We start from the raw sequence: 15,105 nt of genomic DNA, 5'->3' as shown, positions 1-15,105 counted from the left end.
GCTCCGGGCGCGGCGGGGTCAGTCGACCTCGCCGTGGTGGAGGCGGCGATCCCCCGCCGCGGCCGGGGCCTCGTCCCACCGGACGGGGTTCTCGTTCTCCTCCTTCTCGAAGAGACGCACCCCGACGAGCTTGTCGCGCAGCTCGCGGACGTTGGTCATGAGGCCCCGCGCCAGGCAGATCACCAGCACCAGCAGCGTGCCGAAGAACAGCCACGGCGCGGTGGCCGCCAGCGCGGTCAGGACGCCGACGGTGAGGCCGCGCAGCAGCGAGCCGTTGCCGAGCGTGGTCGCGAACACGACCGTGACGGTGGCGGCGAAGAACACCAGCGGCGGGCTGACGACGAGCGTCAGCAGGTCGGCGGGACGCGTCGCGAACGCGGCCAGCGCGCAGCCGATCGCGAACCCGGCGCCGGCGAGCAGCGGCACGTCGAACCAGCGCGACAGCAGCCCGCAGACGACCCCGGCGGCGAACATGACGACGATGCCTCCCCGCCCGGTCAGCGTGACCGGGCTCCCCGCGGCGCGCGAGCGCGGGCGCGGCGGGGCGGCGCCGTGCTGACGTCCCACAGAACCCCCCGGAGCCGGCGAGGCGCCGCCGGGCGCACCGCGTGCCGTCGATGAACTCATCGCCACCCCTTCGCCGTGGGGGAGGGATCCCCCGCACTCCCCGGTCCGCTCCGCTCGGGGCGGTCGCGCCGGCCGGTCTGCTCGGGGATGGCCTCTGAGCCGAAACCTACCGCTTCCGCGCCCGGGGCGGGCCGGAGTTCCTCCCCGTCCTGCCGGCCGCCCGGGAGGGGGTCGTCCGCGGTGAGTTCGGCTGCGGAGAGCGCGCGGGGGCTTTCCTCCACGGGACGTGGGCCGTCGAGGCGGTCGTCGACCACGCCGAGCTCGTTCAGCTTGCGCGCGCTGACCAGCACGCGGGTCTCCAGCGATCCGACCGTCCGGTTGTAGGACTTGATGGCACCGGTCAGCGCGCGGCCCAGTTCGTCGACGTGCTGGCCCATCGTGCCGAGCCGCTCGTACAGCTCCTTGCCCAGCTCGAAGACCGCGCGGGCGTTGCGGGAGAGGGCGGCCTGCTGCCACGCGTAGGACGCCGTCCGCAGCATGGTGATGAGCGTGGTCGGCGTGGCGATGTGCACCCGGCGGCGCATCGCGTACTCCAGCAGGCCGGGATCGCGGTCGAGCGCCGGGGCGAGGAACGCCTCGCCGGGGATGAACAGGACCACGAACTCCGGCGCGGGGCTGAACGCCTGCCAGTACGACTTGGCCGCCAGCCGGTCGACGTGGTCGCGCAGATGGCGTGCGTGCGCGTCCAGCCGGACCGGGTCGCCGCTCTCGGCGGCCTGGAGGTAGGCGGCCAGGGAGACCTTGGAGTCGACCACGATGCTCTTGCCGCCCGCCAGCCGCACCACCATGTCGGGACGCACCGTGCCGTCGGCCGTGAAGGCGCTCGCCTGCTCGTCGAAGTCGCAGTGGTGCGTCATGCCCGCCAGCTCCACGACCCGGCGGAGCTGCAGCTCGCCCCACCGCCCGCGCGCCTCGGGCCGCTGCAGCGCCCGGACGAGCGACTGGGTCTCGCGGCGCAGCTGGTCGGAGCTCTGCCGGACGAAGTCGACCTGCTTGGCCAGCATCGCGTGCGACTCGCGGCGGCCCGTCTCCACCTCGCGGAGCTGCTCCTCGACCTTGGCGAGGGTCTCCTTGAGCGGCGCGACCAGATGCTCGACGGCCTGCTGGCGGCGCTGCAGGTCGCCCGCCGCCTCGGCCCCGGCCGCCTTGAGCCGCGCGTCCGCCAGCTCCAGGAACCGCTGGTTGCTGGCGTCCAGCGCCTTCGCGGACAGGTTCTCGAAGTGCTCGGCCATCCGGTCCTCGGCGTAGGCGAGCTTCTCCTCGGCCGCCCGCGCCCGCGCGATCAGCGCGCCCTGCCGGCTCGTGGCCAGCGCGTACCCGGCGACGGCGCCGAAGACGGCGCCGAGGAGCAGGCCGGCGAGCAGCGCGAGGTCCATCCGCTCATCGTGGCAGCGCGGCGGCGAACCGCGTCCGCGACGCGCCGATGCCCGGCGGACGCCGCGTTCCGGACATCCGGCGGAACGGGCGGAGTTTCGCGGCGGTCCGCGCGGCCGTCCGAGGGGTCCCCGGGCGCTCATAGACTTGACCGCCGTGAGCCTCTCCATCGGAATCGTCGGGCTGCCCAACGTCGGCAAGTCCACCCTGTTCAACGCGCTGACCAAGAACGACGCGCTGGCCGCCAACTACCCGTTCGCGACCATCGAGCCCAACGTCGGCGTGGTCGGGGTGCCCGACCCGCGCCTGCACGCGCTGGCGGAGATCTTCGGCTCGCAGAAGATCATCCCGGCGACGATGGAGTTCGTCGACATCGCGGGCATCGTCAAGGGCGCGTCCGAGGGGCAGGGCCTCGGCAACAAGTTCCTCGCCAACATCCGCGAGACCAACGCGATCTGCCAGGTCATCCGCGCGTTCGAGGACCCGGACGTCACGCACGTGGACGGCGACGTCGCCCCGTCCCGCGACATCGAGACGATCAACACCGAGCTGATCCTGGCCGACCTCCAGACGATCGAGAAGGCCCTGCCGCGCCTCGACAAGGAGGCGCGCACCAAGAAGGACAAGGACAAGCTCGCCGTCGTCGACGCCGTCAACGCCGCGCAGAAGCTGCTGAACGACGGCGTCACGCTCTTCGCGGGCGCGGACGGGGCCGGCATCGACCTCGTGCTGCTGCGCGAGCTGCACCTGCTCACCGCGAAGCCGTTCCTCTACGTCTTCAACCTCGACGAGAGCGAGCTGACCGACGAGGCGCTGCGCGCGCGCCTGCGCGACCTGGTGGCCCCCGCCGAGGCGATCTTCCTGGACGCCAAGATCGAGGCCGAGCTGATCGAGCTGCCGGACGACGAGGCCCTCGAACTGCTCCAGGGCATGGGCCAGGAGGAGTCGGGCCTCTCGCAGCTCGTCCGGATCGGGTTCGGCACCCTCGGCCTGCAGACCTACCTGACGGCAGGGCCCAAGGAGGCACGGGCCTGGACGATCCGCAAGGGCGCCACCGCGCCGGAGGCCGCCGGCGTCATCCACACCGACTTCCAGCGCGGCTTCATCAAGGCCGAGATCGTCTCCTTCGGCGACCTGGTCGAGGCCGGCTCCATGGCCGCCGCCCGCACCGCCGGACGGGTCCGCATGGAGGGCAAGGAGTACGTGATGCAGGACGGCGACGTCGTGGAGTTCCGCTTCAACGTCTGACCGCCCCGCCGGCGGGCCGTTCCGGCGTCTGACAACGGCCGTGACCAGTGTGATTTTGGCAACAGCGGGTCGCTTCGGGACCCATGGGGCCACTGAGCTGGGCGTTTTAGTGTGCGATGTCGCGAATGTGGCACATTGTCGGTTTCTTTCGGGAACAGTCGACGGCCGTCGCGGCCACCAGGTCACCAAGCAACAACCGAGTCGTGCCGCTTGTCCGAAACCTGGACCTGCGCACTCTTCGGAGCCTTGGATAGGGGATCGTCACCGTTTGGCAATCTTCCCCGTTCCTGCTGAGGTGGATTGCATTATCCACAACCGCGTGCCGGGGCTGTGCTTCGCTGCGATGCGCTGGAACAATTGACGCCCGTGGTTACCCTGGGCCCGAGGTGGGTTCGGAAAAGCCACCGGAACACGACCAGGCAGCACAGGAGCGCGCCGACCGGGGGCGAGGCGCGAGCGGAGGCAGGATGGCTCGCAGGTCGGCCGCGGGACGCGGCCGTGACACCGCCGTAGTCGAGGAGACCGCGGCGCCCGGCCGGGCGCTCGCGTCCTCCGCCGACCCGTCGTGGGACCTGCCCGAGCGAGACGGCCCGCACGGCCGCGGCCGGTCGCGCGGCGGCCGCTGGGGCGGCTCCGGCGGCCGCTGGTGGGTGTGGGTCGGCCGCGCCGTGCTGTGGGCGCTGATCATCGTCATCCTCGTCAACGGCGTCCGCGCCCCGTTCGAGCGCTTCACCGCCGACGACACCGCCTCCGGCGGCGGGAGCACCGCCTCGTCCAAGCCGCCGAAGAGCGCCGCGTTCCCCAGCAGCGCCGCGGGCGCGTTCGCCCTCCAGTTCGCCAACGTCTATCTGAACTACGACCAGAAGAACGCCCCCGCCCGCGAGGCGCAATTGCGCACCTTCCTGCCCGACGGCGCCGACGCGCAATTCGGCTGGAACAGCGTCGGGAAGATGCAGGTGCAGTCCGTCCAGGTCGCCGGAGTGGACGCACGCGACGCCCACAACGCGACCGTGACGCTGCTCGCCCGCACCGCCGACCGGTGGCTGCGGCTCGCCGTTCCCGTGTACGCCGACACGAGCGGCTCCCTGGTCGTGTCCGCCCGCCCCGCACTTCTTCCCCCACCGACCAAGGCCCAGCTCCCGCAGGGCGGCGTCGACGACCGCGACACCGCGCTGGAGAACGAGCTCAAGCCCTTCCTCGGCACCTTCTTCCAGGAGTACGCGACCGGCAACCAGGAGGCGCTGTCGCGCTTCTCCGACGGGACGACCATCGCCGGCCTCGCCAACTCCGTCACGTTCGTGCAGGTCAAGGAGGTCGTTGCGCCGAAGGGCCCCGGCGGCGAGCGCACCGTCACCGCGACGGTGGTGTGGCAGCTCGCCGGGGGCGGCGGCGGTGAGCTGGAGCAGACCTACCAGCTCGCCATGGTCAAGAAGGGCACGACCTGGCTCGTGCGCGACATTCGCGGCACCACCGAACCAGACGCGTCATGAGAGGCCGCGAATTGAACCGTCCAACCCCCGAATCCGCCGACCAAGGAAGGTAGTCAGTCGATGCTGCAACACCTCATGGCGTCGATTCCGTACGAAATCCTGGCGGACGACGAACTCAAAACCGACCAGCTCGCCGACTGGCTCCGCCAGATATTCGGCCCGCTGTTCCTCGTGATCGTCTCCATTGTGGCGATCTTCTTCCTGTTCACCCGCGAGATCACGCGCTTCGTCCAATTCATCGTGCTGGCGATCGGAATCGGAGTGGTCTTCTACGTGCCGAACATCATCGAGACGACGGCCAAGGCGATCGCCAAGGCCCTCGGTGTGGACGTCTCCTGAACGTCCTGGAGCGCAGTTAGGGGAGTAGGGCGTGGATCTACCCACGTACACGAACATCTGGCGCATCGAGAAGCGGCTCTACAAGCTGTACGACCTGCGGCTTCCGATGCCGCTGCCGCTCGTCCAGATCGGCGTGTTCCTCGGCGTGTTCGTGCCGTGGATCCTCCTGCTCAGGCTCGTCGGCATCCCCTTCGAGTCGCCGTGGCACGTCCTCTACATCGTCCCGCCCGGCGTCCTGACCTGGCTCGCGACGCGCCCGGTCATCGAGGGCAAGCGCCTCACCGAGCTGCTGCTCTCGCAGACCCGCTACCTCGCCGAGCCGCGCACCTGGTGCCGCCTCACCCCCATCCGCGAGCCCCGCGAAGTGGTGATCGTCGCCCGCGTGTGGCGCCGCGCCGAGGCCCCCGCCGCGATGGAGCGCGCCGCCGTCAAGGCCCACCGCAAGCGCCGCCGGGAGCCCGCGCCGACCCCCCTCCCCGCCCGCCTGCCCCGCCCCGCGGCGGCCGCGGCGCCCCCGCCCCTGGTCGACTACGCCGCCCAGACCGCGTCCGCGCCCCCCAAGCCCTGGCGCCGCACCACCCGCGACATCTCCCACGAGGACGACGTCCTGCCCATCCCCGCCGAGACGGAACGCCCCCCGGCGACCCCCCGCCTGGAGACCCCCGCGGGCTCCGGCAAGCGCGCCCTGGCCTCCGGCGTCCGCCGCCCGGGCGCCCCCGCCGAGTTCTGGCAGGCCGCCCCCGCCACCCGCCCCGACATCCCCCAGCAGAACCCGGCCGCCATCCGCCGAGCCGCCGAGGAAATAGCCAACGCCCCCGCGTCCCCCGAACCCCCCACCCGCCCACAGACCCCCCCACCGTCATGGGCGGCCCCACCCCCCACCCCACCAACACCCGCCGCCCGCGCCGACACCCCCTCGGCTTCTCGGGGTACGGAGCCAGCACCGGGTCAGCCGCACCAGTCGAGCGCACAGCGTCCAGCCCAGCCGCCCGCCGCGCACACGTCGGGTGACTCGTCCGACGTGCGCGTTGCCGGTAGCCCTGCGTCCCGCACCGCAGAGACCGCGCCGGACCAGCCACAGCAGACGAGCGCACAGACCCCCGGCAGTCCGTCCGAGGCCCGCGTCGCGGACGGAGCGTCCGCGCCCAGCTCTGACGAGGCCTCCGGTCGCGTACCTGCTGCGGGCGCCGAGCGTTCTGCGGGCGCCGCGCCAGAGCGCGAGGCGCTTCGGGAGCCGCGCGTTCCGACAGGTGACTCGGCCGATGCGCAGTTGGCGGGTCGGGCCTCACGGGGTTCCGAGCCTGCGGAGACTCCGCCGCAGCAGGTGAGCAGTAGGCATCCGGTGTCGCCGGCCGAGCAGACCCCGGGCGATCCGGCTGACGTTCGCGTTGCCGGCAGTGCTCCGAGTTCTCGTGGAGCGGAGGCTCCGCCGGATCACGCGAGCGGTCAGCGTCCGCCGGCCCCGGCAGAGCCGGCGGCCGCGCGGGCTGCCGGTGGGCCATCTGAGTCGCGTGTGGCGGACGAGGCGTCCGCGCCCAACTCTGACGAGGCGTCCGGTCGCGTACCTGCCGCGGGTGCCGAGCGTTCTGCGGGCGCCGCGCCGGAGCGCGAGGCGCTTCGGGAGTCGCGTGTTCCGTCGGGTGATTCGTCTGATGTGCGGGTGGCCGGTCGGGGTTCTGGGCCTGCGGAGGGTCAGCCGCAGCAGGTGAGGGGCCAGCGTCCGGCGTCGCCCGCGCAGACCCCGGGCGACCCGGCTGCTGTGCCTGTTGCCGGTAGCGCTTCGGGTCCTCGCGGTGCCGAGACTCCGCCGGGGCAGGTGAGGGGCCGGCGTCCGGCGGCGTCGGCGCTGCCAGCCGGCGCGCAGGCTTCTGGTGAGCCGTCCGAGGGGCGCGTGGAGCGTCCGGCTGCTGCGGGCGGGGCGGCTGGGGAGCTTGGGGATCGGCGGGTCGCCGGGCCGCCGGTGCCGCCGCCTTGGGCGCCGCCGCCTGCTACGCGGCCGGACGTGCCGATGGTGCCCGGGGCGTTCGGGGCGCAGCCGCCGGCGCCGCGGCGGGAGCCGCCCAAGCCCTGGTCGGAAGGGTTGTCCAGGCCGATGCGGCCTGCGGGCGAGGGGGTCGCGCCGGCAGTGCCCGAGCCCGCGCCGCCCGTGGAGGAGCAGGCGCCGCCGCGGGAGGTCCGGTCGCAGCCGGCGTCGCCCGTCCGGCCGCGGCCGCTGCCGCCGCCGCCCGCGCCGCCGCCGTCCGGGCCCGCGATCACGCCGCCCGGGCCGGAGCACGAGGTCACGACCGGTGGGCTGCGACGGCTCATCCACGCGGTCGGGGGCGGGCACGGCGAGGTCGACGCCGAGTACCAGCAGCGGCTGCAGCAGCCGTTCCATGGAACGCGTCATGTCGTCGTGCTCGGGTGCACCGGGGGTGCCGGGCAGACCGTCACCGCGTTGATGCTGGGGCACACGTTCGCGCAGCACAATGGGGAGCCCGTCGTCGCGATCGACGTGAATCCCGGGCCGGGTGCGCTGGCGCGCCGGACGCGCAGTGACACCAATGAGACGCTCACCGGGCTCATCACGCGGGCCGACCAGGTCGGCAGCCTCACGGCCATGAGGCGGTACACGTCGCAGGCCAAGTCGGGGCTCGATGTCATCGCGGCGGGCAAGAACCCGCTGCAGGCGCTCGATGACCGCGACTACGCGCTGGCCATCCGGACCATCGACAAGTTCTACTCGGTGACGCTGCTGGACGCCGCCGCCGCGGTCGTCGCCCGGGTGCTGCCGTACGCCGACCAGATCGTGCTGGTCGCGCCGGCCAGCGCGGACGCGCCGCGCGCGGTCGCGATGACCTTCGAGTGGCTGGACGGTCACGGCTACGAGGAACTGCGGTCCCGCGCGGTGACCGTCATCAACGGGGTGAGCCGCCGCAGCATGGACGACGTCGAGCAGGCCGAGGCCGTGGCGCGCGGGCGGTGCCGGGCCCTCGTCCGCATCCCGTGGGACGATCACCTGAGCATGGACCGGGCGCCCCGCAACGAACTGAAATCGCTGCGGACGCCGACGCGGCGCGCCTATCTCGCCCTCGCCGGTGTGGTCGCCGGCGGCTTCACCGTCATGCCCGAGCGTTACCAGGAGCTTCAGCAGGAGCAGGAGGCCACCCGATGAGCGCCCCTCGCGGGCATCGAGCGGAGACCGCAGTGGACGCGGCGTCCCTGGCGGACGCGCCTGACGTTCATGACCGTCCGGACCGCAAAGACTCTCCCGGGCAGCCCTGCGCGGCCGCCCGCGCGACGGGAGAATCGATGAGCGCTTCCCCGCCCCGGAGGTCCGCCGGGGACGGGCGCGCACGGGTCGGAACCGACGGCGGGAGGGCGGCATGAGCAAGTCCAGCCGGCTGGCCGTCCGGTACTTCGACGACCGGGTGCTGTTCACCGACAACGCCGCCTGGGCGTACTTCCGCCTGCCGACGGTGTCGTACGAGTTCACCACCGGTGAGGAGCGCGAGGCGCTCGCCACCAACATCACGATCGCGCTCGCGGGCATCCGGATGCAGGACGCCGAGGTCCACCTGCGGATCGCGCACCGGACGTACCCGGCCGCGGAATGGGCGCTCGCCCTCGACCGGACGTCCGACGGCGGCCCCGGATGGCGCGAGTACCTGGAGGAGACCTACGCGCACGTCTGGGCGAAGGACTTCTGGACCAAGGAGGTCTACCTCGGGGTACGGCTCGGGCCGCGCGGCATGGGCGCGCACCTGTCGGGCGGCGTGCTGTCGCAGCTGATGGGCTTCTACAAGCGCAGCGAGAACGTGCTCGGTGTGCACGACGACGCGATCGACAAGAAGGAGATCGCGCGCTGGACGGAGCAGGCCGAACGGGTCGGACGCGCGCTCGGCGGGTCCGCGCTCTACGCCCGGCACGCCACCTCGACCGAGGTCGCGTGGCTGTTCCAGCACGCGGTGACGGGGTCGCTGGCCGATCCGCCGCCGTCCGCCGTCGCGCGCCGGACGTGGGGCAAGGGCGAGATCGAGTCGCTCGTCGAGGGCGCCATCCACAACGGGCGCTCCTACCTGCGGATCGAGCAGCCCAACTTCACGGGCGCGGGCGGCGGCGCCACAGCCGAGTCGTATGTCGCGTACCTGTCGTTCGCCCGGTTCCCGGACATGATGCCGTTCCCTGACGGCGAGCCCTGGTTCCACTACTCCGACGCGCTCCCGTTCCCGGTGGAGATCAGCGCGCGGTTGAAGCTGATCCCGCCGGCGAAGGCGTCCAAGGACGTCTCCCGGAAGCTCGCGCACGCCCGCGACATGGACCAGCACATCCGGGAGGCGGGCGCGGAGGCGCCGATCGCACTCGCGGAGCAGATCGACGCCGCCCGGATGCTGGAGCACGGCATCACCAAGGAGCGGCTGCCGTTCGTGTACGGGTGGCACCGGCTGATCGTGTCCGCGCCGACCGAGGAGTTGCTCGCCCGGCGGGTGGACGCGGTCGTGGAGCACTACCGCGACATCGGCATCGACGTCGTCAACTCGACCGGCGACCAGTTCTCCCTGTTCCTGGAGTCGCTGCCCGGCGACCAGATCCGGCTCAACGCCTACGCGCAGCGGCAGCCGCTGCGGACGATCGCGGGCGGCATGCCCATCGCGACCGTCGACCTCGGCGACCGTCCGGACGACGAGCAGGAGGGCTGGATCGGCCCCTACATCGGCGAGACGCTCGGCCGGGCCCGGTCCATCGTGCACTTCGACCCGCTGGTCGCCGCGGCCCGCAACCGTCCGACCGCGGTGGCGATCACCGGGGAGCCGGGCGGCGGCAAGACCACCCTCGCCCTGCTGCTGATCTACCAGATGGCGCTGCGCGGCGTGACGATCGCGGCGATCGACCCGAAGGGCGACGCCGAGTCGCTGGTCCAGCTGCTGAAGGCGCGGGGGAGGAAGGCGCGGATCCTGCCGCTCGGGTCGGCGGCGCCGGGCCTGCTCGACCCGTTCTCGTTCGGCGACGACCTCGCCACGATGAAGACGATGGCGACCGAGACGCTGCGGCTGCTGCTGCCGCGGATGTCGGAGGAGCGCGAGTCCGCGATGATCCAGGCGGTCGGCGCGGTCGCCAACGCGGAGCGGCCGTCGCTCGGCCGGGTCGTCGACCATCTGGAGGCGTCGGAGGACCCCGCGTCCAAGAACCTCGGCGCGGTGCTCCGCTCGATGTCGGAGATGCGGCTCGCACGGCTGTGCTTCGACCCGTCCGGCGGGGAGCGCATCGACACGCAGGGCTGGACGACCGTGTTCACGCTCGGCGGCCTCACCCTGCCCGACGTCACGATCTCGCGGGAGGACTACTCCTACGAGCAGCGGCTGTCGGTGGCGCTGATGTACCTGGTGTCGCAGTTCGCGCGGCGGCTCATGCACGGCCTCGACCGCCGGGTGCCGAAGGCGATCTTCCTGGACGAGGCGTGGGCGATCACCTCGACACCCGAGGGCGCGAAGCTGGTGCCGGAGGTGTCCCGCATGGGACGATCCCGGAACACCGCCTTGATCTTGGTCTCCCAGAACGCGGGGGACCTGCTGAACGAACAGGTGACGAACTGCCTGTCGTCGGTGTTCTCGTTCCGTTCCACCGAACGGGTCGAGGTCGGCAACGTCATGTCGCTGCTCGGCGTCGAGGCGTCCGACGAGCACAAGGCCGTGCTGCGCAACCTCGGCAACGGCGAATGCATCTTCCGTGACCTCGACGGCCGAGCGGGGCGCATCGGCGTCGACCTGATCTCCGAGGAACTGCAGCGTTGGCTGGACACCAACCCGACCCGGTCCCGTCCGGGCGCGTCCGAACTCACCGTCGCGGGGGCCGAGGTCGAGGAGGTCAGTCGATGAGGGGTCCCCGCGACCGGACGAACGCGCGCCTGCAGCGCTCGCCCGGCGAAGGGCTCGACCGCGCGGTCCTGGACGGCCCCGGCCGCCGCCGGCGCCGCCGGCCGCTTCCGCGCACCCGCCGCTCGGTCCTCGTGATGCTGGTGGCGGCGATCTTCGTCGTCGTCCTCTCGCCGATGGCGAGCGCGGGTCCGTTCTCCCCGAACAGCCCGTGCCGACCGGCCGACAGCCCCGCCCCCGAGCAGTACGGGTCCGGGACGGACGGCATGATCAAGCCGCCCGACTACCCGAGCGAGAAGCTGCAGAAGACGTCCGTCGATCAGCTGACCTACTACGACCGCTACGGCATGGCCGGGCAGACCTGGTACGCGGTCGACATGGACTGCTCGGACGCGATGGCGCTGATGGGCAACGCCCTCGCCAACACCACGTTCACCATCGTCCGGGCGATCGACCGGACGACGATCAGCGTCTACCAGGCCGCCGCGTCCGACTCGCTGCTCGGCTGGCTCAAGGACACCGTCGACGGCGTCATCATCAACATCGGCAAGACGTTCAACGCGCGCTACTGGTCGTGGCTGGTCATCCTCAGCGCGATGTGGCTCGCCTGGTGGGGGCTGGTCCGCAAGCGGGCGAGCAAGGTCACCGAGGGCGTGATCTGGATGGTCGCCGCGATGGTGGCGCTCATGTGGCTGGTCGCGCGTCCCGCCGACTTCACCACGCTCGGGACGAAGACGTCGGAGGCGACCGGCGCCGCGTTCAACGCGGCGCTGCCGCAGAGCGACACCAAGGGCGGGACGTGCATACCGAGGCCGGACGGCAAGCCCGATCCGGCGACCTCGCAGAACCTCGACGCGACGACCCGCAACGCCAACGGGCTGTGGGTGGCGCTGGTCTGCAAGCCGTGGCTGCAGGGAGAGTTCGGCACGACCGACCCCAACGCCAAGATCGTCAAGGAGAACGCCGACAAGCTGCTCTGGTCGCAGGCGGTCGACCTGCCGGAGACGTACGGCGATAACAAGGTCGACCTCGGCAAGAAGGCCGACGCCTACAAGGACGTCACCAAGAACATCAAGGACAACTACCCGCAGACCTATGCCCTGTACCAGGGCAAGAACTGGCAGAACCGGCTGGCGGTCGCGTTCGGCGGCCTGTTCGCGGCGCTGGTCGCCGGGCTGCTCATCATGGTCATCGCGATCGCGCTGATCGTCGTGAAGATCGCGTTCCTGCTGCTGCTCGTCGCGGGGCCGATCTTCCTCGGGATCGGGATACATCCCGGTATCGGACGGGTCATCGCCATCCGATGGCTGGAACTGCTGCTGTCGATGCTGCTCAAACAGGCGGCGCTGATCGGCGTGCTGTCGCTGCTGCTGTGGGCCTACAGCCTCATCCTCGGCGAGACGCTGCCGTGGGGCCTGCAGGTCCTGCTCATCGCGCTCGTGACGTTCGCGGCGTTCATCTACCGCAAGCCGTTCCAGCACCTGTTCTCCGCCGTCGGCTACTCGGCGGTCGGGTCGCGGGAGAAGAGCGAGGCGCAGCTCAACAAGTCGGTCGCGGAGGCGCGCCGGAGCACCACCGGGGTCGCGGGCGCCGTCGTGCCCGGCGCCGCCGGTTACCGGCTGGCCCGGTGGGCGAAGCGCGAGGCCGCCTCTGAGGGCGTGGCGCCCGCGACGCAGGGCGATGCCGCTCCCGGCACCGCGGTCGCCGTCGCGGACCGGCGCGCGGTCGCCGGGGCGGGCGAGGGCCCGTCTCCGGAGGAGGCGCCGGTCCTGGCCGCGAAGCCGCGCGGCGCGGGCGGTGCCGCGGCCGCCTCGCAGGGACGGACCAGGCGCGGCGCGCCGCCGCTCAACCTGCCGACCCGCGCGGGCGCGCTCAGCGACCGGCGCACGGACGGCGGGACGGCCGCGGCCGACCGGCCGGGCGGCGTCTCGGTGGCGAAGGGCGGCGGCGGTTCGGGCGCCGGGGCCGCGGGCGGCGGCGGGAAACCGTCGTCCGGCACGGGGCCGGGCACGGGCACCGTCCGGCCGACCACCTGGTCGGGACGCGGCGGCAACGGCGGCGGCGTCAGCGGTGGCGGCTCGGGCGGCTCCGGCGGTTCCGGTGGCGGTAACGGCGGCGGCTCCGGTGGTGGCGGCGGCTGGTTCGGCGGCGCCGGACGCTCGGGCGGTTCGGTGGAACGCGGCCGAGGCCGCTCCGGCGGCGGTTCGGGCGGCTCCGGCGGTTCGGGCGGAGGCTCCGGCGGGTCCGGCGGCGGGTCGCCTGCGGCGAACGTCCCCAGGCAGCGCGGCGGTTCCGGCGGCGGCTCGTCCAACGGGAACGGGAACCCGCCCGCGCAGGGCCCGGGCGGGCGGCGGCAGCCCCCGCCGCTGTGGGGCCGGCGCGGCTCCGAGGAGGGTCCGCCGATCCCGTTCTGGCTGCGGCCGGTCGACCGTCCGTCCGGTGAGCCGGACGGGGACGACCGGTGAACCTGAACGACCGCCGGCGCAAGCTGCTGTTCGCGGGGCTCGTCGTGGTGCTCGCCGTCGTCGGCGTCTACCTGACCGTCGCCTCGCCCGACCACGGCGACGACAGGGCCAGGGAAGCGAGGCCGAGCGCGACGCCCACGGCGGGCCCGCCGGGCCCGCAGTCCCCGCCGCCCGGCATCCAGAACGCCGTGAACCCGGGCGACTTCGACATCTACCGGCTGCTGCCGTTCTCCCGGCAGGAGTTCGCCACGGCGGCGGACCTGGCCCAGCGGTTCGTCGCCGCGTACGGGACGTACCGCTACGACGAGCCCCCCGAGACCTACATGGGCCGCCTGTCCGGCCTGGCCACCGACGACCTGACCCAGCAGCTCGGCCAGGACGCGGCCACGCCCGGCCTCGTGGAGGAGCGCCGCCGCGAGCAGGTCGTCGCGCAGGGCTCGGCGTCCATCGACCAGGTGCGCACCATCGAGAACAACTCGATCATCTTCCTGGTGACCGGCCGCCGGCAGCTCACCAAGGGCGGCAAGGACAGCACCGAGAGCAAGCAGTACGCCGTGACCGTCGCGCGCGACGGCGGCTCGCTCAAGGTGTACTCGTTCGCGCCCGCGGACGCCGGTCAGGCGGGTGACACCGGATGAGCCCGCGCCGCTTGCTGTTCGCCGGCGGCCTCGGCGCCGCCGCGACGCTGTTCGTCGCGCTGGTGTTCGTCCCGATCCTGTTCGGCGCGAGCCAGTTCATGTTCGGCGGCGGGATCGGCGGCGGCGGGAACTGCGTGGACGTCGCCGGCGCCGACGCGCAGCCCGCCGCGGCGAACGACGCGAAGGCCGTCCCCGCGAACTACCTGAAGCTCTACGAGGAGGCCGGCAAGAAGTACGGCATCCCGTGGAACGTGCTGGCCGGCATCGGCAAGGTCGAGACCGACCACGGCCGGTCGACGCTCGCCGGCGTCAGCAGCGGGGAGAACTACGCGGGCGCCGGCGGGCCGATGCAGTTCCTCGCCGCGACGTTCAAGGCGTTCGGCGTCGACGGCAACAAGGACGGCAAGAAGGACCGCTACGACCCGGCCGACGCGATCCCCTCGGCGGCCGCCTACCTCAAGCACAACGGCGCCCCGCAGCGGATGAGGACGGCGATCTTCCAGTACAACCACTCGTCGGACTACGTCGACCTCGTCCTCGACTGGGCGAAGCGCTACGCCGGAGGCGAGTTCAAGGTCGTCCAGGCGAACGGCATCAACTGCGAGGACAACGAACTCCCCGCGAACATCGGCGACCTCGTCGAGCAGATCATCCAGTTCGCGATGGCGCAGCGCGGCAAGCCGTACGTGTTCGGCGCCAACGGCCCGGACGCGTGGGACTGCTCCAGCCTCATCCAGGCCGCCTACCGGCAGGTGGGCCTGAACCTCCCGCGCACCACGTTCCAGCAGTGGCCGTTCGGCGTGAAGATCGCCAAGGGCAAGGAGCAGCCCGGCGACCTGGTGTTCTTCAACTCCGGCCCGGGGACGTCCTCGGACAACCCCGGCCATGTCGGGATGGTCATCGGCAAGGGCAAGATGATCGTGGCGAGCTGCTCGACATGCGTCCCCGCGATCGGCGTGAAGACCTACAAGCGGTCGGACTGGATCGGCGTGACCCGCCCGCTCGCGCGCCCCGACTTCAAGAAGAAGGTCGGCGAACTGGCCGCGCGCCGCCCCTGACCCGCCGTTAATGC

General features: G+C 72.4%; 10 protein-coding genes. 8 read left to right on the top strand and 2 right to left on the bottom strand.

The features are described 5' to 3' along the window. Positions 1-18: 18 nt before the first annotated feature. On the bottom strand, positions 19-567 hold the full coding sequence (locus tag ABFX46_RS05865) for a DUF6542 domain-containing protein (protein ID WP_346040305.1): 549 nt from the start codon (positions 565-567) through the stop codon (positions 19-21). A 56-nt stretch (positions 568-623) separates the two neighbouring features. Continuing rightward, positions 624-2,003: a DNA recombination protein RmuC gene (locus ABFX46_RS05860; RefSeq protein ID WP_346040304.1), complete on the bottom strand. Its 1,380-nt coding sequence runs from the start codon at positions 2,001-2,003 to the stop codon at positions 624-626. 154 nt (positions 2,004-2,157) lie between these two features. Between ABFX46_RS05860 and ychF the strand changes: the two genes are divergently transcribed. The 8 genes from ychF to ABFX46_RS05820 all read left to right on the top strand — a co-directional run bounded on the left by ychF (position 2,158) and on the right by ABFX46_RS05820 (position 15,091). Next, positions 2,158-3,249, top strand: coding sequence for a redox-regulated ATPase YchF (gene ychF, locus ABFX46_RS05855; RefSeq protein WP_346040303.1), 1,092 nt, complete (start codon positions 2,158-2,160; stop codon positions 3,247-3,249). A gap of 467 nt (positions 3,250-3,716) precedes the next feature. Continuing rightward, positions 3,717-4,739, top strand: a complete 1,023-nt coding sequence (locus ABFX46_RS05850) for a conjugal transfer protein (RefSeq protein WP_346040302.1) — start codon at positions 3,717-3,719, stop codon at positions 4,737-4,739. A gap of 60 nt (positions 4,740-4,799) precedes the next feature. Beyond that, positions 4,800-5,078 carry a hypothetical protein gene (locus ABFX46_RS05845; RefSeq protein ID WP_131943116.1) on the top strand — a complete coding sequence of 93 codons (279 nt, stop codon included), beginning with the start codon at positions 4,800-4,802 and terminating at the stop codon, positions 5,076-5,078. 31 nt (positions 5,079-5,109) lie between these two features. After that, complete coding sequence (locus ABFX46_RS05840; protein WP_346040301.1) at positions 5,110-8,232, top strand: TcpE family conjugal transfer membrane protein; 3,123 nt, start codon at positions 5,110-5,112, stop codon at positions 8,230-8,232. A gap of 211 nt (positions 8,233-8,443) precedes the next feature. Further along, entirely contained in the window at positions 8,444-10,933 is a 2,490-nt protein-coding gene (locus ABFX46_RS05835) for an ATP-binding protein (RefSeq protein WP_346040300.1), read from the top strand. Then, a complete protein-coding gene (locus tag ABFX46_RS05830) occupies positions 10,930-13,395 on the top strand; it encodes a type IV secretion system protein (RefSeq protein ID WP_346040299.1) in 2,466 nt (821 codons plus the stop codon). Before ABFX46_RS05835 ends, ABFX46_RS05830 begins: the two co-directional genes overlap by 4 nt. Continuing rightward, positions 13,392-14,033 (top strand): hypothetical protein, encoded by a 642-nt coding sequence (locus ABFX46_RS05825; protein ID WP_346040298.1) that lies wholly within the window; start codon positions 13,392-13,394, stop codon positions 14,031-14,033. Before ABFX46_RS05830 ends, ABFX46_RS05825 begins: the two co-directional genes overlap by 4 nt. Then, positions 14,030-15,091: a C40 family peptidase gene (locus tag ABFX46_RS05820; RefSeq protein WP_346040297.1), complete on the top strand. Its 1,062-nt coding sequence runs from the start codon at positions 14,030-14,032 to the stop codon at positions 15,089-15,091. The genes ABFX46_RS05825 and ABFX46_RS05820 overlap by 4 nt, the downstream gene beginning before the upstream one ends. The last annotated feature ends 14 nt before the right edge of the window (positions 15,092-15,105 follow it).

This window comes from Actinomadura chokoriensis (assembly GCF_039529475.1).
GTDB lineage: Bacteria > Actinomycetota > Actinomycetes > Streptosporangiales > Streptosporangiaceae > Spirillospora > Spirillospora bangladeshensis.
Note: the sequence above shows the minus strand (reverse complement) of the source record. Positions and strands in the feature narration are given on the sequence as shown.